The sequence below is a fragment of the Streptomyces fulvoviolaceus genome (genome assembly GCF_000718165.1).
GTDB lineage: Bacteria > Actinomycetota > Actinomycetes > Streptomycetales > Streptomycetaceae > Streptomyces > Streptomyces fulvoviolaceus.
Map to the genome: position 1 here is coordinate 74,574 of NZ_JOEY01000033.1, position 20,284 is coordinate 94,857.

At 69.4% G+C, this 20,284-nt stretch carries 19 protein-coding genes; 6 read left to right on the top strand and 13 right to left on the bottom strand.

Annotation, left to right across the window (positions count from 1 at the left end; genetic code table 11):
- Positions 1-93 precede the first annotated feature (93 nt).
- Positions 94-1,896, bottom strand: coding sequence for a hydroxysqualene dehydroxylase (locus IG08_RS0132310; RefSeq protein ID WP_030610606.1), 1,803 nt, complete (start codon positions 1,894-1,896; stop codon positions 94-96).
- Between the two features lie 90 nt (positions 1,897-1,986).
- Here IG08_RS0132310 and def point away from each other — a divergent pair, with 90 nt between their 5' ends.
- A complete protein-coding gene (gene def, locus IG08_RS0132315) occupies positions 1,987-2,616 on the top strand; it encodes a peptide deformylase (protein ID WP_030610609.1) in 630 nt (209 codons plus the stop codon).
- Between the two features lie 150 nt (positions 2,617-2,766).
- On the opposite strand, the gene IG08_RS0132325 is transcribed toward def, so the two are convergent.
- Positions 2,767-4,065 carry a geranylgeranyl reductase family protein gene (locus IG08_RS0132325; RefSeq protein WP_030610613.1) on the bottom strand — a complete coding sequence of 433 codons (1,299 nt, stop codon included), beginning with the start codon at positions 4,063-4,065 and terminating at the stop codon, positions 2,767-2,769.
- Positions 4,066-4,162: 97 nt separating this feature from the next.
- On the opposite strand from IG08_RS0132325, the gene IG08_RS0132330 reads away from it, so the two are divergent.
- Together IG08_RS0132330 and IG08_RS0132335 are read left to right on the top strand one after the other, a co-directional pair.
- On the top strand, positions 4,163-4,687 hold the full coding sequence (locus tag IG08_RS0132330; RefSeq protein ID WP_043455791.1) for a GNAT family N-acetyltransferase: 525 nt from the start codon (positions 4,163-4,165) through the stop codon (positions 4,685-4,687).
- Positions 4,688-4,771: 84 nt separating this feature from the next.
- Positions 4,772-5,104: a PASTA domain-containing protein gene (locus IG08_RS0132335; RefSeq protein WP_261727046.1), complete on the top strand. Its 333-nt coding sequence runs from the start codon at positions 4,772-4,774 to the stop codon at positions 5,102-5,104.
- Positions 5,105-5,116: 12 nt separating this feature from the next.
- Here IG08_RS0132335 and IG08_RS0132340 read toward each other — a convergent pair whose 3' ends face one another.
- From IG08_RS0132340 to IG08_RS0132355, 4 genes are read right to left on the bottom strand one after another with little or no spacing between them, the layout of a single operon-like run.
- Positions 5,117-5,812 (bottom strand): demethylmenaquinone methyltransferase, encoded by a 696-nt coding sequence (locus tag IG08_RS0132340; protein WP_030610623.1) that lies wholly within the window; start codon positions 5,810-5,812, stop codon positions 5,117-5,119.
- Between the two features lie 36 nt (positions 5,813-5,848).
- Entirely contained in the window at positions 5,849-7,150 is a 1,302-nt protein-coding gene (locus tag IG08_RS0132345) for an acyltransferase family protein (protein WP_030610638.1), read from the bottom strand.
- Positions 7,150-9,513 carry a bifunctional polysaccharide deacetylase/glycosyltransferase family 2 protein gene (locus IG08_RS0132350; protein WP_030610641.1) on the bottom strand — a complete coding sequence of 788 codons (2,364 nt, stop codon included), beginning with the start codon at positions 9,511-9,513 and terminating at the stop codon, positions 7,150-7,152. The genes IG08_RS0132345 and IG08_RS0132350 overlap by 1 nt, the downstream gene beginning before the upstream one ends.
- A gap of 18 nt (positions 9,514-9,531) precedes the next feature.
- The gene (locus IG08_RS0132355; RefSeq protein WP_030610642.1) at positions 9,532-9,939 is read right to left on the bottom strand and encodes a hypothetical protein; all 408 of its coding nucleotides are present in this window, start codon (positions 9,937-9,939) and stop codon (positions 9,532-9,534) included.
- 307 nt (positions 9,940-10,246) lie between these two features.
- Between IG08_RS0132355 and IG08_RS0132360 the strand changes: the two genes are divergently transcribed.
- Positions 10,247-11,278, top strand: a complete 1,032-nt coding sequence (locus IG08_RS0132360) for a chitinase (RefSeq protein WP_030610644.1) — start codon at positions 10,247-10,249, stop codon at positions 11,276-11,278.
- A gap of 52 nt (positions 11,279-11,330) precedes the next feature.
- Here the strand turns inward: IG08_RS0132360 and IG08_RS0132365 are convergent, their stop codons facing one another.
- The 4 genes from IG08_RS0132365 to IG08_RS0132380 all read right to left on the bottom strand — a co-directional run bounded on the left by IG08_RS0132365 (position 11,331) and on the right by IG08_RS0132380 (position 14,295).
- On the bottom strand, positions 11,331-11,936 hold the full coding sequence (locus IG08_RS0132365; RefSeq protein ID WP_030610646.1) for a hypothetical protein: 606 nt from the start codon (positions 11,934-11,936) through the stop codon (positions 11,331-11,333).
- A gap of 7 nt (positions 11,937-11,943) precedes the next feature.
- The gene (gene mqnC / locus IG08_RS0132370; protein ID WP_030610648.1) at positions 11,944-13,143 is read right to left on the bottom strand and encodes a cyclic dehypoxanthinyl futalosine synthase; all 1,200 of its coding nucleotides are present in this window, start codon (positions 13,141-13,143) and stop codon (positions 11,944-11,946) included.
- A 73-nt stretch (positions 13,144-13,216) separates the two neighbouring features.
- On the bottom strand, positions 13,217-13,915 hold the full coding sequence (locus IG08_RS0132375; RefSeq protein ID WP_078655832.1) for a prepilin peptidase: 699 nt from the start codon (positions 13,913-13,915) through the stop codon (positions 13,217-13,219).
- 38 nt (positions 13,916-13,953) lie between these two features.
- Positions 13,954-14,295 (bottom strand): VOC family protein, encoded by a 342-nt coding sequence (locus tag IG08_RS0132380; RefSeq protein WP_030610653.1) that lies wholly within the window; start codon positions 14,293-14,295, stop codon positions 13,954-13,956.
- A 176-nt stretch (positions 14,296-14,471) separates the two neighbouring features.
- Here IG08_RS0132380 and IG08_RS0132390 point away from each other — a divergent pair, with 176 nt between their 5' ends.
- Positions 14,472-15,122, top strand: coding sequence for a uridine kinase family protein (locus IG08_RS0132390; RefSeq protein WP_030610657.1), 651 nt, complete (start codon positions 14,472-14,474; stop codon positions 15,120-15,122).
- A 70-nt stretch (positions 15,123-15,192) separates the two neighbouring features.
- On the opposite strand, the gene IG08_RS0132395 is transcribed toward IG08_RS0132390, so the two are convergent.
- Positions 15,193-16,362, bottom strand: a complete 1,170-nt coding sequence (locus IG08_RS0132395) for an MFS transporter (protein WP_078655839.1) — start codon at positions 16,360-16,362, stop codon at positions 15,193-15,195.
- Positions 16,363-16,441: 79 nt separating this feature from the next.
- Positions 16,442-17,014 (bottom strand): GNAT family N-acetyltransferase, encoded by a 573-nt coding sequence (locus tag IG08_RS0132400; protein ID WP_030610662.1) that lies wholly within the window; start codon positions 17,012-17,014, stop codon positions 16,442-16,444.
- 99 nt (positions 17,015-17,113) lie between these two features.
- Here IG08_RS0132400 and IG08_RS0132405 point away from each other — a divergent pair, with 99 nt between their 5' ends.
- Entirely contained in the window at positions 17,114-17,809 is a 696-nt protein-coding gene (locus tag IG08_RS0132405; RefSeq protein WP_158812305.1) for a DUF6193 family natural product biosynthesis protein, read from the top strand.
- A gap of 142 nt (positions 17,810-17,951) precedes the next feature.
- Here the strand turns inward: IG08_RS0132405 and IG08_RS0132410 are convergent, their stop codons facing one another.
- The gene (locus IG08_RS0132410; protein ID WP_078655833.1) at positions 17,952-20,156 is read right to left on the bottom strand and encodes a sensor histidine kinase; all 2,205 of its coding nucleotides are present in this window, start codon (positions 20,154-20,156) and stop codon (positions 17,952-17,954) included.
- Between the last annotated feature and the right edge of the window lie 128 nt (positions 20,157-20,284).

The window sequence follows — 20,284 nt, forward strand, 5'->3', positions numbered from 1 at the left end:
TACGGATCGTCGGAAGGGCCGCAGCCGCTCGGGGGCAGCGGCCCTTCCGCCCGCGCATAAGCCCTGGAAGCCCGTGAAGGCCCTTCCTGAGGCCTAACCGAGGTCGAAGGTGTTGGGCAGCCCCAACCGGTAGCGGGCCTCGTCGACGCGCTTCAGGGGCTCCATCTCCGGGGGTCGGAACAGCTCCTGGATCTCACACGGCTCGGCGTCCGAATTGTCCGCGTCCAGGAGCGCGTTGACCGCGAGGCGCGCGGACTCGTTGGCGCCCTCCATCGTGGCCAGGTCCACGTCGGTGCGCACATAGTCGCCCGCGAGGAAGAAGTTGGGCACCTTCGTGCGGGCGGTGGGGCGGTTGTAGAGCGTGCCCGTGGGGTGGATGAGGAGCTGTTCGCGGTTCTGCGGGTCGGAGCCGCCCACGCCCGTCACCGCCGGGTCCATGAACCAGCCGAGGCGGTCCCCGTCCGTGAGGGTCGTCTTACCGGCGTCGTTCAGGCCGTCCTTCAGCTGGGCCCAGAGTTCGGCGACGATCTCGTCCTTGGTGCACTCCTTGGCCGTCTTGCCGTACAGGATGCCGGGCTTGTCCCACTCCGAGATGATCGCGGAGAGACATTCATGAGCCTGTCCGTCGCCGTAGTCACGCGCGAAGTCCCGTCCGTCCCAGAACTGCGCCTGGCCGATGCCCGTCACCGACCAGGGTGAGTCGAGGCAGTTGATGTGGCCGTGCACGACGGGTGTGGGCGTGCGCAGGTAGAACATCACGCCGGTCATCCAGTCCGTCTGCAGCGCATCGCAGCGTGCGAGCTGCGGGTCGGCCGCGCGCAGGGCCGGGCCCCACGTCACGCGCGCGTGCTCGACCGGGAGCGCGGAGACGTAGTGGTCGGCGGTGACGGTACGTTCGTCGCCGCCGTCGCGGGCCGAGACGCGGACGCCGGTGACGCGGCCGCCGTCGTAGGCGACCTCGTGGACCTGGGTCCCGAGCACGAACTCGACGCCGAGGGAGCGCAGATACGTCTCCCAGGGGTCGATCCAGGCCTCGCTGGTGGGGGCGTTGAGGATGCGGTCGACGTCGGCGTCGCCGTCCATGCCTCGGCCGAGCAGGCCCCACAGGAGGAGGGCCTCGATGATGATGCGGCCGACGGTGCGCGTGGAGGCGACTTCCGCGCGGGTGGCGACGAGGTTGCGGGTCTGGCCGATGCCGAGAAGCGTCTGGTACTCCGCGCTCATCTCGTCGGCCCGGATGAAGTCCCACCACGCGACCTTCTCCCACTGGTCCTCGCGGCGGGCGTCGCAGCTGGTGAGGTGGACCAGGAGCCGGTCGGCGAAGTAGGCGGCCTCGTGGGCGGGGAGGCGGGTGCCGAGGTCCAGGACGGAGAGGATCTGGTCGCGGATCCAGAGCGGGGTGAGGTCGCCCGGGGCCGGCGGAGTGGTGGCGCGGCGCAGCGGGAAGTGCAGGTCGGGGCGGCCGCCGGAACGGGCGAACAACGCCTCGGTGGCGCCGCGGAAGTTGTCGTGGACGCCGTTCGCGTTGCCGGGGAAGGGGATGCGGCGCATCGTGTCCGGCAGGTTCCGGTAGAAGCCGGGGAAGAAGCGGAAGCCGTGCTCGGCGGGGAGCGGCTTGCGACCGCCGGTGCCGGTGCCCGGGACGTCCATCGAGCGGGCCTTGCCGCCGAGGGTGTCGTAGTACTCGTAGACGGTGACGGCGTAGCCGCGCTCGGCGAGTTCGTGGGCAGCACTGAGGCCGGAGACACCGCCGCCGAGGACGGCGACGCGCTTGCCGGACGCGGCGCTCGCGCTCGACGCCGGCCATAAGGCGAGGGCGCCGGCCGCTCCCCCGGCACCGGCCAGGAAGCGTCTACGTGTCTGGCCCTGGGGCTGCTGTGCGTGTTCTGTTGTCATGGATACCGGAGGGTAGGGAGGGGCTCCGGACACCGGAACCATGTTTTCCCGTCACCCACAGCATCCTCACAACCACAAGGAGAAACAGCCATGCCAAGCGTGTTCGTGCAGGGCAGGCCCGTCGACTCGTATCCGCCGCTCGCGCCCGAGGCCCGGCGCGGGAAGGTGCGGCGGATCACCGAGGTCGGTGAAGAGGTCCTGCACAAGCCGTGCCGGGACGTGACCGAGTTCGGGCCCGATCTCGCCGCGCTGATCGACGACATGTTCCTGACGATGTACATCGCCGACGGGGCGGGGCTCGCGGCGAACCAGGTCGGCGTCGATCTGCGGCTGTTCGTGTACGACTGCCCGGACGACGACGGGGTCCGGCACGTCGGACACATCGTCAACCCGGTGCTGGACGCACTCGAACCGGCCGGGCGCAGGCTGCTCGACGACAGCGAGGGCTGCCTCTCGGTGCCGGGCGCCGTCATGGATGTACCGCGTCCGGACCTGGCCGTGGTGCGCGGCCTGGACAAGGACGGCGAGGAGATCGTGATCGAGGGAACGGGGTACTTCGCGCGGTGCCTCGCCCACGAGACCGACCACGTGGGCGGACAGGTCTACCTGGACCGGCTCTCCAGCCGCGAACGCAAGGACGCGCTGCGGCAGGTGGCGGACCGGCGCGACGAGGTGTTCGCGCGCCGGGCCGCCAACATCGAGGCGCTCAGCGGCAGTTAGGACCTGCCAGTGAGGGCCTGGCGTTCAGCGCCTGACGGAATGGACCAGTGCCCAGACCGCCACGGCGATGAGGATGACGAAGACGGGTAACGCAACCCCTACGTCCATCCTTCAAAGGTGCCCCACCCCAGGGCATTCCGCGAGCCCTCGTCACGCCTTCGGCGCCACCTTGCTCAGCCCGTTGATGATGCGGTCCATCGCGTCGCCGCCCGTGGGGTCCGTGAGGTTCGCGAGCATCTTCAGCGTGAACTTCATCAGCAGGGGGTGGGTCAGACCGCGCTGGGCCGCGATCTTCATGACCTTCGGGTTGCCGATGAGCTTCACGAAGGCGCGGCCCAGCGTGTAGTAGCCGCCGTAGGTGTCCTTGAGGACCTGCGGGTAGCGCTGCAGGGCGAGTTCGCGGCTCGCGGGGGTCGGGCGGGCGTGGGCCTGGACGATGATGTCGGCGGCGATCTGGCCGGACTCCATGGCGTAGGCGATGCCCTCGCCGTTGAAGGGGTTCACCAGGCCGCCGGCGTCGCCGACCAGCAGGAGGCCCTTCGTGTAGTGCGGCTGGCGGTTGAAGGCCATGGGGAGCGCGGCACCGCGAATGGGCCCGGTCATGTTCTCCGGCGTGTAGCCCCAGTCCTCCGGCATGGACGCGCACCAGGCCTTGAGCACCTCGCGCCAGTCCAGCTCCTTGAAGGAGTCGGAGGTGTTCAGGACACCGAGGCCGACGTTGGACGTGCCGTCACCCATGCCGAAGATCCAGCCGTAGCCGGGAAGCAGCCGGTCCTCTGCGCCTCGCCGGTCCCACAGTTCCAGCCAGGACTCCAGGTAGTCGTCCTCGTGGCGGGGGCTCTCGAAATACGTCCGGACCGCCACACCCATCGGCCGGTCCTCGCGGCGATGCAGGCCCATCGCCAGCGAGAGCCGCGTCGAGTTGCCGTCCGCCGCCACCACCAGCGGCGCGTGGAAGGTCACCTCCCGCTTCTCCCCGGTGTCGCCGAGCTTGGCGTGCACGCCGGTGATACGGCCGGTGCGGTCGTCGATGATCGGGGCGCCGACATTGCAGCGCTCGAACAGCCGCGCCCCCGCCTTCTGGGCCTGGCGGGCGAGTTGTTCGTCGAAGTCGTCCCGCTTGCGGACGAGTCCGTAGTCGGGGAAGGAGGCGAGATCCGGCCAGTCGAGCTGGAGGCGGACACCGCCGCCGATGATGCGAAGGCCTTTGTTCCGGAGCCAGCCGGCCTCTTCCGAGATGTCGATGCCCATCGCCACGAGCTGTTTGGTGGCGCGCGGGGTGAGGCCGTCGCCGCAGACCTTCTCGCGCGGGAACTCGGTCTTCTCCAGCAGGAGTACGTCGAGTCCGGCCTTGGCGAGGTAGTACGCGGTCGTGGAGCCGGCCGGCCCCGCGCCGACGACGATGACATCGGCGGTGTTTTCGGAGAGGGGCTCAGTCACGACGGTCACGGCGGGATCTCCCCAAGTTCGGAATCTGCGTGCCGACCGGCACTGGACATGGGCAGTCTATTCAGCAGGATTGATCACCCGGCTGAAGGGCTGCCCAGTGAACCGAGCTCTGCCTGTAGTACGGCTGCGTGTCCCCACCGACGAGGACGCCGTCGCCTGGCACCGGATCTTCGACGACCCGGACGTCATGGAGTTCCACGGCGGCAAGGCCGCGGAACTCTCCGTCTACGAGGAGCTCACCGCCCGCCAGCGCCGGCACGACGCCGAGCGCGGGTACTGCCTGTGGACCATGCTCGACGAGAACGGGCAGGTCATCGGCTTCACGGGCGCCCAGCCGTGGCCGCAGGACTGGGGGCCGAAGGGCGAGATCGAGATCGGCTGGCGGCTCGGGCGGGAGTACTGGGGCAAGGGGTACGCCACCGCGGCCGCGCAGATGACCCTGGAACGGCTCAGGGCGGCGGGCGTGCCGCGCGTGGTGGCGATGGTCCTCGCCGACAACACCCGGTCCATCACGGTGACCGAGCGGCTGGGCATGCGGCTCGCCGAGGTCTTCACGACGCCGACCGGGCAGCGCCAGGGGCACTGTTACCGACTCGACCTACAAAGCGGTCACACACGGTAATCATCTGCTACAGAACGAAACTTGACGCTTCCGGTCGGTGCGAGGCGAGAGTTACCCTGCCAAGTACCGCTGGGGGTGACATCTGTGCGCATAACACCCAAGACGCCCGAAGTGCACGTACCACGGCTGGTCGGTCTGATGGCCGTGGACGCACGCGAGACGGCCCAGGCGCAGGGCCTGTTCCTGAATGCGCCGGACCGGCAGGACTTCAACCGCACCATGGTCGACTACGTCGTACGCCAGTACCCGCAGCCCGGTGCGGAGGTGCCGCGGGACTCGGTGGTGTACGTGTGGTTCGACTTCGGTCCGGGTGAGGGCGGCGGGGGGATGCGCGAGCCGCGCATCCCGAAACCGCCGAGAGGCGGGCTGCAGCGCGAGCTGGACGAGCCGGGAGATCCGTACCCGGCTCTCAGGTGAGCTTGAAGCCGGTCAGCTCTCCTTGAAGCCCCGGTGCAGGGCCACGATCCCGCCGCTCAGGTTCCGCCAGGCCACCTTCGACCAGCCGGCCTTGCGCAGCCGCTCGGCCAGCGCGGGCTGGTCGGGCCAGGCGCGGATGGACTCGGCGAGGTAGACGTAGGCGTCGGGGTTCGAGGACACCGCGCGCGCGACCGGAGGCAGGGCGCGCATGAGGTACTCGGTGTACACGGTCCGGAAGGGCGCCCAGGTCGGGTGTGAGAACTCACAGATCACGACCCGGCCGCCGGGCTTGGTCACCCGGTACATCTCGCGCAGCGCCGCGTCGAAGTCCTGGACGTTGCGCAGCCCGAAGGAGATCGTGACGGCGTCGAAGGTGTCGTCCTTGAAGGGCAGTTTCGTCGCGTCGCCCGCAGTGAACGGCAGCCAGGTGTGCCGCTTCTTGCCGACCTGGAGCATGCCGAGCGAGAAGTCGCAGGGGACGACGTAGGCGCCGGTGCGGGCGAAGGGCAGCGAGGACGTGGCCGTACCGGCGGCCAGGTCCAGGACCTTCTGCGCGGGGCGGGCGTCGACGGCCTTGGCGACCTCCCTGCGCCACACCCGGTCCTGGCCGAGCGACAGCACGTCGTTGGTCAGGTCGTACCGTTCCGCCACGTCGTCGAACATCGAGGCGACTTCGTGCGGCTGCTTGTTCAGGGAAGCGCGGGTCACGGGCCCATTGTTGCAGTACGTCCCCCCGCGCCCGGCTCAGGGGAGCAGCCGCGGCTTCTTCTTCCCCGCCACGTCCTCCACCCATCCGCACAGCAGGATGAACACGGCGATCAGGACCCAGCCGATGCCGAACATGAACCACTGGCTCTCCAGCGGCAGGTACTTCTCGAAGGCCGGCACGTTCCAGAACTGGTCGATCAGCGGCACGGCCAGGATCAGCGCGATCTCGTGCCAGAGGTAGATCGTCACGGCCCTCGCGTTGAAGATCGTGACGATCCGGTCGAGGCGCCGGAAGCGGGTCAGGCCCGCGAAGTCGATCCGGAAGTGCGCCTTGGCCCACATCAGCAGCATCACGTACCCGGCCGACCAGTACGTCTGCGCGAGCGGGTTCTCGTCCAGGTCGTACGTGCCCACCTCGGCCTGGTGCGTGAAGGCGTACCAGCCGCCGAAGCCGATCGCGGCGAGCGACAGGACGACCACCAGGAACGGCTTCATCCGCTGCAGCACACCGTCGCGGTGGGCGAAGCCGAGCACCCAGCAGAAGAGGTACGTCGACAGGTCCCACAGCTCGTTGCCGAACCGGTTGTACGGTCCCGCCCACACGAACTTCAGGATCAGGATCGGCACGAGGGTCAGCGCCAGCACCGGGATCGGCGCCTTGCGGAAGATCCACAGGAGGGCCGGGGAGAGCAGCACGAACCAGAGGTACGTCCGCAGGTACCAGAGGATCTCCCAGGCCTGCACGCCCCACTGGTTGCCCGGCGGGTCGCCCAGCGGCACGATCCAGAACACGATCTGCCAGCTCGGCATCCAGTCGTGGATCAGCATCGCGGTCACCACGAAGAAGCCCCAGAACCAGAACGGCGGCAGGAGCCGCCGCATCCGGCTCTTGACCACCTTGAACGCGGGGCGCTCCAGGGACTTCGCCATCAGCGTGCCGGCCAGGGCGAACATAATCCCCATGGAGGGGAAGACCATGCCGCACCAGGCCCACCCGAACGTGTGATAGGTGACGACGCGGACGAGGGCGATCGCGCGGAGGGTGTCGAAGTAGCGGTCGCGGCCCGCGGGCTTGGGCGGCTGCTTCTCCTTCGCCGCCTCTTCTTCTAGGACCGCCACCGCGGCCTCGGGTTCCGGCTCCACCGCGGGGAGCGAGGCCGTCTCGTACGGCTGCTCGTAGTCGACGTACTGCTGGGGGTACGGCTGCTGCACGTACTGCGGCTGCTGCTGCGGCTGCTCGTAACCGCCGTACCCATAACCGGAGCCCTGCTGCGGGTAACCCTGTTGCGGATACCCCTGCTGCGGCGGGTACCCCTGCTGATCCGTCTCCCAGCTCATCAGCTCGCCCCCGCCGGAGTGCCGACCTCGCCGGTGCGCTTCAGCTTCTGCCACCGCAGGCGGCCGCCCGTCAGGGCGGTGATGCAGGAGTGGATGAGAACGAGGTACATCATCTGGCGGTAGGCCAGTTGCTGGAGAGGCATCATCAGGAGGTACCGGTACTTCTCGCGGTCGAGACGGAACGCGTAGGCCGCGCAGAAGAGTTGGACGCCGAGCACCGCGAGCCACGCGTACAGCGCCGCCTGGAAATCGATGAAGATCATCGAGTACGCGGTGAACACGTCGATGAGCGGGGCGAAGACCGGCGTGACGATCTGGAAGATGACCACCAGCGGCATGCCGACCCGGCCGAAGCGGCCCGAAGGACCCTTGTCCGTGAGGGACTTGCGGTGCTTCCACAGCGCCTGCATGGTGCCGTAGGACCAGCGGTAGCGCTGCGACCACAGCTGCTTGAGCGAGCCCGGCGCCTCGGTCCAGGCGCGCGCGTGCTCCTGGTAGACGACCCGCCAGCCCGCGCGGTGCATCGCGATGGTGATGTCGGTGTCCTCGGCGAGGGTGTCCTCGCTCATGCCGCCGACCTGGAGGACCGCCTCACGGCGGAACGCGCCGATCGCGCCCGGGATGGTGGGCATGCAGCGCAGCAGGTCGTACATGCGGCGGTCGAGGTTGAAGCCCATCACGTACTCGATGTGCTGCCAGGCGCCGATGATCGTGTTCCGGTTGCCGACCTTGGCGTTGCCGGCGACCGCGCCGACCTCGGGGTCGGCGAAGGGCTGCACGAGCTGGTGCACGGCGTCCGGCTCGAAGACCGTGTCGCCGTCCATCATCACGACGATGTCGTAACTGGCGTTGCGCACACCGTTGTTGAGGGCGGCCGGCTTGCCCGCGTTCTCCTGGCGGATGACCCGGACGTTCGACATGCCGAGTTCCCGGGCCGCTTCGCGCGAGATCTCGGAGGTGCCGTCCGTCGAACCGTCGTCCACGACGATGATCTCGATCGGATGGGTGCTCTTCGCCAGCGACTTGAGGGTGTTGGCGATGCACTCCTTCTCGTTGTACGCCGGGACGATCACGCTCACCGGCCGGGTGACCGTCGGCCCCCAGCTGAACCGGCGTTTGTTGCGCTGTCTGTAGTGGCGGCGGGCGAGGATCAGCATCATGCCGAACCGGCCCATCACCGCCACGCCCACGACGAGCAGCCCGTACGAGAGCGCGGGCACCGTCAACTCGGCGACAGCGACGGCCACGACGAGGGCCTTGCCCTCGTAGAGGGTCGCGCCGGTGGCCTCGCGGTGCGCGGCCTGAAGGCGGGCCTCGTTGTTCGAACCCTGCGAGCCCTGAGAGCCCTGAGAGCCCTGGGTACCCGTCTGGCCGTTGGGCGCGCCGCCGGGCTGCTCGGTACCGGTCGCACCGGTCGCGCCGGGCGCGGCAGTCGCTCCGGTCGCCCCCGGCGCGGCCCCGGCCGCCTGCGCGCCGCTCGCGTTCTGCTGCTCCAGGACACCGCTGATGGTGGTGAAGGTGTAGCCCTTCGCCTGCATCTTCTCGATGTACTTGGGCAGCGCCTCGACCGTCTGCTCGCGGTTGCCACCGGCGTCGTGCATGAGCACCGACGCGCCCTCGCCGTCGTCCGGCGTCGCCCACTTGACGATCTTCGAGACGCCCGGCTTCTTCCAGTCGTCGCTGTCGGTGTCGACGAAGACGCTGGTGTAGCCGTCCTCGCCGAGCTTCTTGTAGACGGGCCAGCTGTAGTTGTCGATCGCGTCCGTCTCCGAGGAGTACGGCGCCCGGAACAGCGTGGTCGTGATGCCGGCCGCGCCCGCCAGCGCCAACTGCGTCTGCTGCATCTCGCGCCGGATGCGGGCGTCGCTCTGGTAGGAGAGGTCGACGTGGGTGAAGGTGTGGATGCCGACCTCGTTGCCCTGGTCGACCATGTCCTCCACGATGTCCGGGTAGCGCGAGACCATCGAGCCGACCACGAAGAACGTGGCGGGGATGTCGTACTTCTCGAGGATCTTCAGGACGTCCGGCGTGTACGTCGGGTTCGGGCCGTCGTCGAAGGTGAGCGCGATCGTCTTGTCCGGGACGGAGGTCGTCGTGGCCTCGCCGTTGCGGAAGGAGACGATCGGCCCACCGTTGAGGATCTTGTCGGGGACCTTGCTGGCGCTGGCCCCGTCGCGCACGCGCTGGTCGCCGCCGACCTCGGCACGCAGATAGCCGTCGAGCAGCATGACGCTGGTCAGGGCGAGGAGAAGCAGTCCGGCGAGGATGATGCGCGGTTTCTGCAGCGCCGCGGCCTTGCCCGCCGTCCGCTTGATGCGGGAGGGGGCTCGCCGGCGGCCGCGTGAGGGCGTCGTCGTAGTCATGAGGTGGCTGCGTTCCCGTCAGTCGGCGGACGCGGAGGCGGACGCGGTCGGGGCGGAGCTCGGCGGCTCGCCGGTGGCGGTGCCCGTGGGCGGGGTGCCGGAGGGCTTCACGGGCGGAGTGCCGACACCGCCCTGCGGCTGGACGCCGCCGGGGCCGGAGTTCTGGGGGCCCGCGTTGCCGCCGCCGAAGGGCAGCAGCGAGGTCGGGCTCGACATGCCGATGCCCATGAAGGCCAGGCCCAGCACGACCGCGTACCCCATACACAGGACGCCCATGAGGATGCCGATCCGGCGCAGCAGCTTCGAGCGGCGTCCGGAGTTGTCAACGAACACAGGCCCCTCGGCGGACCCGTTGCCGCGTTTGCGGCGGCGACCGCGCGCGGCGGTCTCGGCGGCGCGGTTTTCGATGGCAGTCTCGGAATGCATTCCCCGGATATTAGGGAGCCTTTATGTGCCCCAAACTCAGGAATTCATGTGAGGCGCCCATGAGAAACGCCTTAACCTGTCTCCTTCCTGAGAGGTTCCACGAACGACTGCGCAACGCGAGCCGGGAGGGAAGGAGTTGATTGTCCGGTATCCCCACCCGAATAATCCGATTCAACCCGATGCGCCTGTGCGGCTCCTGTTCAAATCCTGTCCTCATGAAGCTCAGCCGTGTGTGAGACATTTCCACTGCGGAAACACACTTTGTTTCCATCCTGAGACGGAAATCACGGGAGAGGGTGCATACACAATGCGGAGTTTCCTGAGGCCGGCGGCCGGGTTGACCTGCCTGTTTGCCCTGGCCACCGCGGGTTGCTCCGCGGAATCCGACAGCACGTCGGACGCCGCGTCCACGGCGCCGGAAACGTCGAGCACGGCCACGTCCGAGGCCTCGTCGTCGGCCACCTCGTACGCCCCGTACGTCAGCGCCACCGAGGCCTCCGACAACGACTCGGCCGGCTCCCCGACGACGTACAACCTGGCCTTCGTGATCGCCGACGGCAGCGACTGCACACCGACGTGGAACGACTCGCACGCCATCGGCGATTCGACGGTCAAGTCCCGTATCTCGCAGCTCACGGAGGACGGCGCCACGGTCCGCGTCTCGTTCGGCGGGGCCTCCGGCAAGGAGCTCGCGGAGGCCTGCGACAGCGCGTCCGAGCTGGCCGAGGCGTACGGCGTGGCGCTCGACGCGGCCGACTCCACCCAGGCCGACTTCGACGTCGAGGGCGACGCGCTGACCGACTCCGACTCGGTGGACCTGCGCTCGGAGGCGATCGCGCTGCTCCAGGAGGAGCGCAGCGACCTGACCGTCTCCTTCACGCTCCCGGTGATGCCGTCCGGGCTCGACGACGACAGCGTCGCCCTGCTGGAGTCCGCCAACAACAGCGCCGTACAGGTCTCCACGATCAACCTCATGACGATGAACTACGGCGAGTCGTACGACGACGACATGGGCGATTACGCCGTCACGGCCGCGAAGGCGGCGCACACGCAGCTGATGGGCGTCTTCGGTACGTCCGACTCCGGCGCCTGGCAGGGGATGGCGCTCACCTCGATGATCGGCACGAACGATGTCGACGGTGAGTCGTTCTCGTTGTCCGACGCGGCTCAGGTGAGGACATTCGCGGAGGAGAAGGAGATCGCTTGGGTGTCGATGTGGTCGACCTTCCGGGACCAGCAGTGTGAGTCGGGGAACTCTGATGAGGATGACGCGTTGACCAACTGCAGTGGGGTTACGCAGGACGCGGGGGCGTTCGGGGAGGCGTTCGCCGGTAGTTGATCTGCGGGCCGGTGGGGGCTGGTCGCGCAGTTCCCCGCGCCCCTGAGGAACCTCAGCGGCGCCGGTACACCAAGCGGCCCTCGGCCACCGTAGCCACGCACGTCCCCGCTCCCCGCTCCACCAGCTCTGCCTCATCCCGTACGTCGAACACCGCGAACCTGGCTGAGGAGTTCCGTTCCCTCGGGGACGCGAACTCCACCGGCCGGCCCGAGGCATACGGGTCCAGGGCCGGTACGCCGCCCGGGCGCCCGATCCGGCCCATGACCGCCACGCCGGAGCGGTGCACGGCGTCCCGCACCGCGCGGTTGCGGAGTTCCTCGCAGGCCGCCCGGACCGTGCCGTGCGCCAGCATGCGCTGTACCCCGCGCCGGGCGCTCGCACCCCAGCGGGCGTCGTCCATGGCGAGGGCCGCGAGTGCGTCCCCGGTGATCGGCTCGGTGCCCAGCTCGTCGGCCTCGCGCGGATCCGGGTGGTACGCCTCCTCCAGCAGCTCGTTGCCGTGGAGGTTGATCAGCCCGGGCGTCAGGATGCCGGGCCACTTCCGCACCCGCGCGCCCGGATGGACGGCGACGAGCTCGTCCAGCGACCCGGAGTCCGCGATCCAGGCGCCCTTGACGGCGAGCGCCCGGCCCTTGGAGTCCGCGTGAATCGTCAGCACGGGCAGGTCAGTTGGAAGCGAGGAGCTTCAGCTCCGGATGAGCCGTGCCGCCCGCGATCGCCGTGGATGAGATGTGGGACATGACCCGCTCGTCGACAGGGTCGTTGGCCGGGTCGTCGTGGACGACGATGTGCTCGTACGTCGTGGTCCGCTGCGCCGGAACCCGATCCGCCTTGCGGATGAGGTCGATGATCTCCATCCGGTTGGAGCGGTGCTTGGCGCCGGCCGAGGAGACGACGTTCTCCTCCAGCATGATGGAGCCGAGGTCGTCCGCGCCGTAGTGCAGGGAGAGCTGGCCGACCTCCTTGCCGGTGGTCAGCCAGGAGCCCTGGATGTGGGCGATGTTGTCCATGAACAGCCGGGCGATCGCGATCATCCGCAGGTACTCGAAGAGCGTGGCCTGCGTGCGGCCCTTCAGGTGGTTGTTCTCGGGCTGGTAGGTGTACGGGATGAAGGCGCGGAAGCCGCCCGTCCGGTCCTGTACGTCACGGATCATCCGCAGGTGCTCGATGCGCTCGGCGTTGGTCTCGCCGGTGCCCATGAGCATGGTGGAGGTCGACTCGACGCCCAGGTTGTGCGCGGCCTCCATGATCTCCAGCCAGCGCTCGCCGCTCTCCTTGAGGGGGGCGATGGCCTTGCGGGGCCGGGCTGGCAGCAGTTCGGCACCGGCGCCGGCGAAGGAGTCGAGACCGGCGGTGTGGATGCGCTGGATCGCCTCCTCGACGCCGACCTTCGAGATCCGGGCCATGTGCTCGACCTCGCTCGCCCCCAGGCTGTGGATGACGAGCTGCGGGAAGGCCTGCTTGATGGCGGAGAAGTGCTTCTCGTAGTACTCGACGCCGTAGTCCGGGTGGTGCCCGCCCTGGAACATGATCTGGGTGCCACCCAGCTCCACGGTCTCGGCGCACCGCCGCAGGATGTCGTCCAGGTCGCGGGTCCAGCCCTTGGCCGCGTCCTTGGGAGCCGCGTAGAAGGCGCAGAACTTGCACGCCGTGACGCACACGTTCGTGTAGTTGATGTTGCGCTCGATGATGTACGTCGCGATGTGCTCGGTACCGGCGTACCGACGGCGGCGTACGGCGTCGGCGGCGGCGCCCAGCGCGTGCAGCGGGGCGTCGCGGTAGAGGTCGAGCGCTTCCTCTGGGGTGATACGTCCACCCGCGGCGGCTCGGTCGAGGACGGACTGAAGGTCGGCCTTCTCGGTCACCGGGAGCGTCCCTTTCGTCAAGGGTTGTGGACGGACCCGGCCAGCCTACGCCAGCCCTCCGACAGGCCCGACGTCAGGCGGCATACGCGCCGATCAGGAGCCCGACGTACGCCCCCGCGATCAGGAACGGCCCGAACGGGATCGCTGTCTTGCGCCCCGCCCGCCGCGCCACGACGAGGGCACCGCCGTACAGGGCCCCGAACAGGAACGCGGCGAAGGTGCCCAGCATGACCGTCGGCCAGCCGTACCACCCCAGGACGGCCCCCAGCCCGAGCGCGAGCTTCACGTCGCCGAAGCCCATGCCGCCGGGGTTGATGAGGAACAGCACGAAGAAGGCGCTGCCGAGGGCGAGCGCGCCGAGCAGCGCGGTGGTCCACTCCCCGGCGTGCTCGGGCACGAACTCGACCAGCCCGAGCAGCGCGAGCGCGGCCGCCGCGAGCGGCAGGGTCAGCGCGTCGGGCAGCCGCTGCACCCGGAAGTCGACGACGGTGAGCAGCACGCCGACGGGGGCAAGCAGTAGCCAGACGGCCAGTTCGGGGCGGGTGTCGGTGGCGGCGGCGAGGGCGGCGCAGAGGAGGGCGGTGGCGGTGGCGAGGACGGGGGTGCCGGGGCCGTACGACTCCTTGTCCTTGGCTACGGCGGTGCAGCCCCCGCACCGTGCGGGGCCGATCCACCCGCGGATCGCATGGCCGCCGGGGCACTGGTCCCGCCAGTCCTCACCGGACGGTACGGAGAACCGGTAGACCGCGCGCGGAAGCAGCGTCCCCGCCATCACGCCCCACAGCGCGGCGGCTATCACGAGCAGGCCGGTCAGACCGGACCACCGCCGAACCCGATCTCGTTGCCGTCCGGGTCATGGTAGGTGACCTTCCGGACGCCGTTCGCGTACGTTTCGCGCTGGGTGGGCTTCAGGCCGCGGTCGGCGATCGCGGCGACACGGTCATCGAGATCGCCGACGAAGACGGTGTGCAGGGCATGGCCCGCCCGCCCCGGCCGGTGCTCGATGTACACGTACCGATGCTCCGCGATCTCCCACACGGCCTCCTTGTCGTTCGGGAAGAACACCGGCGAGGAGCCGAACAACTGCTCGTACCAGGCCAGCGCGGCGGCGTAGTCGTTGACCGGAATGCCCGCGAAGAGGTCGACACCCATGTCGCCACACTAGGCCAGGTCGCACCATACGTACTTGCCCCGATTGCCGTTTCGGGAGAGCGGCTGCCGGCCCCAGAGGTCGGCGCGGACCCGCACGAGGGCGAGCCCCCGCCCGTCCTCCGCACCGGCAGTGGCGGAACCGTCCTTCTCCGGCACATGAGTTCGGGAGTCATCCGATGCGTCTGCACCCAGGCGAGACCGAGGCCGTTGGCTGGCGAGTGGTGTCCGTGCTCGACGCCGTCCGGCAGCTGCGCGATGCGTCCCCCGACGTCACCGGACGTCCGCGGGTGATCGCGATCGACGGCCGGGGCGGCGCCGGCAAGACGACCCTGGCCGAGCGGCTGCGCAAGGTGGTGCCCGACTCCGCCATCGTGCACACCGACGACATCGCCTGGAACCACGCCTACTTCGACTGGGGCGCCGTGCTCGTCGAGAACATCCTGCAACCCCTGCACCGGGGTGAGGCGGTGGACTTCCGCCCCGATGCCTGGATCACCCACGACCGGCCCGGATCGATCACCGTCCCCGCCGGTGCCGACTTCATCTGGGTCGAGGGCACCGGCATCGTCCGCGAAGAGCTCGCCCCGTGGTTGGACGCCTCGGTGTGGATACAGGGCGACCTCGATGAGCAGGAGCGCCTGTCGGTCGTCCGTGACGGTGACTCCCCCGAGCAGTTGGAGCACGTGGCGAACTGGCTGCTGGAGGAACTGCCGTTCATGTTGCGAGAACAGCCGTGGGCCCGGGCCACCATGATCGTCGCCGGCCCTCCGCGGATCGCCCACGACCCGGACAGCGAGTTGGTCGTCGCCCCGCCGACCGGCCCTTAGGGCGGCCGACCCACCCGCAGAACGCGGGTGAGCGGTTCGAGCGGAACTCGGCGGCGCGTCATCGAGACGCTCAAGGCAGCCGCCTCCCACACGTGAGCGCCAGCGTCAACGCACCGGCCCCGACGGCGAGAGCCACCGACAGGGCGCCGTCGACGCCGTAGGTCTCGGCGAGGCCGCCTGACACGGCCTGTCCGGCGGCCGTTCCGAGGGGACCGCCGGCACAGAGGATGGTCATGGCGGCGGTGGCCCGTTCCGTGGGGGCGAGCCGTTCGGTCAGGGCGTAGAGGCTGATCATGTACGGCGCGACGGTGAAGCTCGCCAGCGCGACGGCGGCGGGGAGGGACACCAGCCGGGCCCCGGCGAAGAGGACCAGCATGCCGACGAAGAGGACCGCGGCGAACGACACGTACCGGGCCCGCAAGCCGAACCGTCGCGGGAGCCACGCGCAGGCGGCGCCGGCCAGGGCACTGCCTATGCCGAACTCGGCGTACACGAGCCCCGAGACGCCGGGCCTGCCGATCGTGTCGGCGTAGACGGTGACGGCCGTCTGGACCGCGCCGAAGATCGCCCCCATCGCGGCCATGGCAAGGACCATGACGGCCAGGGGGCGACGCGGCAGACGCGACGGATGCGGCTTGCGCTGCTCCCCCGAAGGGGACCGGTGAGCGTAGAACAGAGCAAAAGGAAGCGTGCTGACGGCGATCAGCGACATGACCGCCACGGCAGGCGCGAGCGGACCGACCGCCATCAGCGCCCCGACGAGCGCGGGCCCGGCGATGAAGCTCACCTCGTCCGCGGACGCCTCGTAGGACAGGGCCGTGGACAACAGATGGTGCTGCTCGTCTCGCGCACGCAGCAGACGCGACCAGTGCACGCGCACGAGCGGCCCCACCGGCGGCTGAGTCAGCCCCACGACAGTGGCCGCAACCAGCATGCTCTCCCTGCCACCGCCCTGGCTCACGGCCAACAGGGCAGCCCAGGCACAGAAGTTGGCGATCGCGGCGGCGACCCCCACCGCCCGGTGACCGTACCGGTCGGCGAGCGCCCCGATCAGCGGACCACCCACAGCGATGGCGATGCTCTGAGCCGCACTGGCGAGTCCGGCGAAGGCGTAACTACGGGTCGACGCCTGCAACAGGCAGAGCGTGGAAAGGGCTGAAGCCGCATACGGCAGTCGGGCGAGGAATCCCAGCGGGAAGAAGCCAACCCCCGCAGCGCGTAGCAGGGAACGGTATGACACGGGTGTCTCCATCGGGCACGTCGAGGAGACACGCCTCCCAGCCACCAGCGCGTCGACGAACCCGATTCGGACCGTCAACCTAGCGCAGGTCGAGCCGCATCAGGATCCGGGGATGACCGGCCGGCACCGAGGTGGTGTCGGCGGCGTGGACGAACCCGGCGCGTTCGAAGTTCTTGCGGAGCCCGGCGTACGCCGTGGTCAGGTCGACCTTGGCGTCGCCGTTGTCGAGGGGGTACGCCTCGATCGCCGGGGCACCGTGGGCGCGGGCGAACTCGACCGCGCCGGCGATGAGGGCGTGCGAGATCCCCTGCTTGCGGTGCCCGGGGCGCACGCGGATGCACCACAGCGACCAGACGGGCAGGTCGTCGACGTACGGGATCTTGCGGCTGCGCGCGAAGGACGTCTCCGAGCGCGGCGCCACGGCGGCCCAGCCGACCGGCTCGTCACCGTCGTAGGCGAGCACCCCGGGAGGGGTCTCCGCACGGCACAGCCCGGCGACGTACTCACCACGGTCCGGCCCGCGAAGCTCGTTGTTGAGCTTGGACGGGATCCGGTAGCTCAGGCACCAGCAGACGTTGGCCGAGGGTGACTTCGGGCCGATCACGGCACGAACATCCTCGAAGACCGAAGCCGGACGAACCTCGATGGTCATGGCACCACGATGACACCCACGCCGGCCGGCGGACGTGAACCATCCCGACACGGACCGGCATATCGTGTCCGTCCGAGTCATCGAATCCGGGGGGCGGTCATGGCAGCCGCAGGCGACCAAGAGGCTGAGCTGCCGGCCGCGGGCGATCCCGATGTGGCGTCGCCTGCGGATCTGGTCCGGCGGATGGAGCTCGTCGCACTGGCCCAGGGCATCGACCTGGGCCAGATACGCGCTGTGTCCGGATGGGCCGCCGGTGCCGAGATCAGCGCCGATCGCGACAAGGTGGCCGTGGTCCTGCGCCCGGGGGAGGGATTCCTCGTACGGATCTGCCTCCCCGGTGTTTTGGCCTGGTCGGAGGGCTGGACGGACGATCTCGCCGCGGTGGTGGGGGTGGCGGACCTGTGGCGCCGGGGCGGCCGTCTGCGGGAGTTGCACGACCGGTTCCCGTTCATGAGCTGGAGTGAACTGAACCAGGCGTTCGAGGACGGTGACCCTGCCCCCACGAAGTGGCGCCAGCTCCTGTCCAGCGAATGGCATCTGCGTGATCGCCCGTTCCTTCAGGCCGCCCACGCACACCCCGAGCTGCGGATGTTCTATCCGGACATCAGCCACAGGAGCCTGATGCTGAGCCGGAATCCGTTCGACCCGGCATCCGACCTTGCGAAGATCACTCCTCTTTCGGAAGGCCACTACCGAGTGGTCGGGGGAGCGGTCGAATTCCGGCGCGAGGTGACTTCACTGACCGAGGCGCTCGAGGTCACGGCGGCCTGCTTCCGGTCCCTCCCGGATTCGTAGCCTCCCGGATTCGTAGCCTCGCGGCTCGCGGCTCGCGGCTCGCGGCTCGCGGGCGCAGCGTCCTCACGGCTCTCGTTCTGAACCACCCTTCTCGCCCAGGTCAGTTCGCCTCAGCCTGCTCTCCGGCCGTAGGACGCGGCCTCTACCCGCGCCCCGGCTGCTGTTGCTGCGCACCGGGTTCCGCGTGCCTGCGAAGCTCTTCGCGCTGAAGGAATCGGCCCATCGGATCCGTCGCCGGCTGATCCCAGGCCTCGTGACGCCCGAACCCGGCACCGGTGGGCGGCTCCGCGGTGGCCGCGGCGAGTGCGGCGAAGTGCTGCTGTGCTTCGTCCAGAGAGCCGGCGGCGAAATCGGTGGGGTCACCAAAAGCAGCCTCGCCGAAGGCCGTCGTCTCCGCCGCCCCCTGGATGATCGTGTGGGGCAGCATGACCAGTGACGTCGTGCCCGTCTGCTCGCGCGAGGGGCGCAGCTGGACGCGGATACCGTGCCGGTCGGCGAGGCGGCCGACCACGAACAGGCCCATGTTCCGGGAGATGTCGGCGTCCACGGTGGGCGGGTTGGCGAGCTTGTGGTTGAGGGCGGCGAAGTCCTCGGTGGTCAGGCCGATGCCCTTGTCGTGGATCTCGATCATGATCCGGCCGTCGGGCAGCCGGGCCGCGGTGACGCGGACCCTCGTCTGGGGCGAGGAGAACGCGGTGGCGTTCTCCAGGAGTTCGGCCAGCAGGTGCACGAGGTCGCTCACGGCCCGGCCGTGGATCTCGGCCTCGGGGATGCCGTCCAGCTCGATGCGCTCGTACTGCTCGACCTCGGAGGAGGCGGCGCGCAGCACGTCGACCACGGGGAGCGGCCGCACCCACGGCTGGTGGGCCTCCTCGCCGGCGAGGACGAGGAGGTTCTCGCCGTTGCGGCGCATACGGGTGGCCAGGTGGTCCAGGCGGAAGAGGTTCTCCAGCTGGTCCGGGTCGGCTTCGTTGTTCTCCAGGTCGGTGATCAGGGTCAGCTGGCCCTCGATCAGCGACTGGCTGCGGCGCGAGAGGTTGGTGAAGATCGCGTTGATGTTGCCGCGCAGCACGGCCTGTTCGGCGGCCAGTCGGACCGCCTCGCGGTGGACCTGGTCGAAGGCGCGGGCGACCTCCCCGATCTCGTCCCTGGTGTCGACCGGGATCGGCTCGATCCGCGTGTCGATCCGCCCGGGCGAGGAGCGGGAGAGCTGGGCGAGCAGCGCCGGCAGGCGCTGCCCCGAGATCTGGAACGCGGAGCTGCGCAGGAGCCGCATCCGGGTGCTCATCGAGCGGGCCACGGCGGCGGCGACGAGGAACGCGGCGAGGACGGCGGCGAGGGCGACCGCAGAGTTGACGACGGCGTCACGGCGCGCGTCGTCGGCGATGTCCTCGGCGTTGGCGAGCGCGGTGTCGGTGAGGTAGACCTCGACGTCGCGGTACGCGTCGAAGGCGAGGGTGGACGCGGCGAAGAACGACTCGGTCGTGATGCCCTGGGCGGCGAGTTCCGTGGCGGACTTCCCCGAGGCGATCTCGCTGATCATCTTCGTCATGCTCGGCGGGGTCACGAAGGTCTCCCCGGCCGCCTCGGCCTGAGCGGCGGCCTCGGTGACCTGCCGCTGACCCTCGGTCCTCGCGGCGGCCAACGCCTTCTGCAGCTGGGCCTGGTCCTTGTCGGTGGCGGCGCCGGCGAACTCCTGGAGCGCGACCTCCTGGAGATAGCCGTACGAGGCGAAGGCGGCGAGCTGGCTCTGGAGTTCACCCTCCGCGAGGGAGCTGCGGTCCTCGGCGAGGAGGTGCGTGCCGATGGCCCGGTTCAGGGACTCGGCCGCCTGCGTGAGCGAGATGGCGTAGAGGGCCCGGCCGAAGCTGGCCTGGTTGCTGCTGCCGAAGCCGAGTTCGTTCGCGAGCTCCATCAACGGGTGCTGGATCAGGTGGTACTTCTCCTCGGTCTGCACACCGGGCAGCCGGGAGGTGAACGCGTCCTCGCGCAGCCCCGCCAGCTGCTTCTCACCGCTCTGGACCACCGCGACCCGCCTGAGCAGGCGCGCGCTCTGCGGCATGCGCTCCACCGCCTCGTCGAAGGCGGCCATGTCCTGGTCGGTGATCTTGCGGGCGTTGGCGACGACACTGGAGTCGGTGTCGCCCTGGAGCAGCGGAACGACCGACAGATCACGTTCGTTGATCGCGTCGCTGGCGAACTTGTTGGCGGTCTGCACCAGTTCGGCCACCCGGACCGCGTCGTCGGCCTCCCGATAGGTGTCCACGGCCTGCTTCACCCGGAAGCCGCCGAGCACCAGCGTGACGATGACGGGAATGAGCACGATGGCGCGCAGCCGCTGGGCCACCCGCCAGTTGCTGGTTAAGGACGAACCCGGCGCTTTCCCCACTCGACAACCGTTCTCTCGTCGGTACTTGGGAGTACGTGTTCATACTCGTCCGTTGTTCAACGGAACTCGACTGTTCCCAGGAATTA

Excerpts from the sequence above, each read along its gene's own strand:
- IG08_RS0132310 (WP_030610606.1), bottom strand. The coding sequence starts at position 1,896 with ATGACAACAGAACACGCACAGCAGCCCCAGGGCCAGACACGTAGACGC.
- def (WP_030610609.1), top strand. The coding sequence starts at position 1,987 with ATGCCAAGCGTGTTCGTGCAGGGCAGGCCCGTCGACTCGTATCCGCCG.
- IG08_RS0132345 (WP_030610638.1), bottom strand. The coding sequence starts at position 7,150 with ATGAGCTGGGAGACGGATCAGCAGGGGTACCCGCCGCAGCAGGGGTAT.
- IG08_RS0132350 (WP_030610641.1), bottom strand. The coding sequence starts at position 9,513 with ATGACTACGACGACGCCCTCACGCGGCCGCCGGCGAGCCCCCTCCCGC.
- IG08_RS0132355 (WP_030610642.1), bottom strand. The coding sequence starts at position 9,939 with ATGCATTCCGAGACTGCCATCGAAAACCGCGCCGCCGAGACCGCCGCG.
- IG08_RS0132360 (WP_030610644.1), top strand. The coding sequence starts at position 10,247 with ATGCGGAGTTTCCTGAGGCCGGCGGCCGGGTTGACCTGCCTGTTTGCC.
- IG08_RS0132375 (WP_078655832.1), bottom strand. The coding sequence starts at position 13,915 with ATGGCGGGGACGCTGCTTCCGCGCGCGGTCTACCGGTTCTCCGTACCG.
- IG08_RS0132380 (WP_030610653.1), bottom strand. The coding sequence starts at position 14,295 with ATGGGTGTCGACCTCTTCGCGGGCATTCCGGTCAACGACTACGCCGCC.
- IG08_RS0132390 (WP_030610657.1), top strand. The coding sequence starts at position 14,472 with ATGCGTCTGCACCCAGGCGAGACCGAGGCCGTTGGCTGGCGAGTGGTG.
- IG08_RS0132400 (WP_030610662.1), bottom strand. The coding sequence starts at position 17,014 with ATGACCATCGAGGTTCGTCCGGCTTCGGTCTTCGAGGATGTTCGTGCC.
- IG08_RS0132405 (WP_158812305.1), top strand. The coding sequence starts at position 17,114 with ATGGCAGCCGCAGGCGACCAAGAGGCTGAGCTGCCGGCCGCGGGCGAT.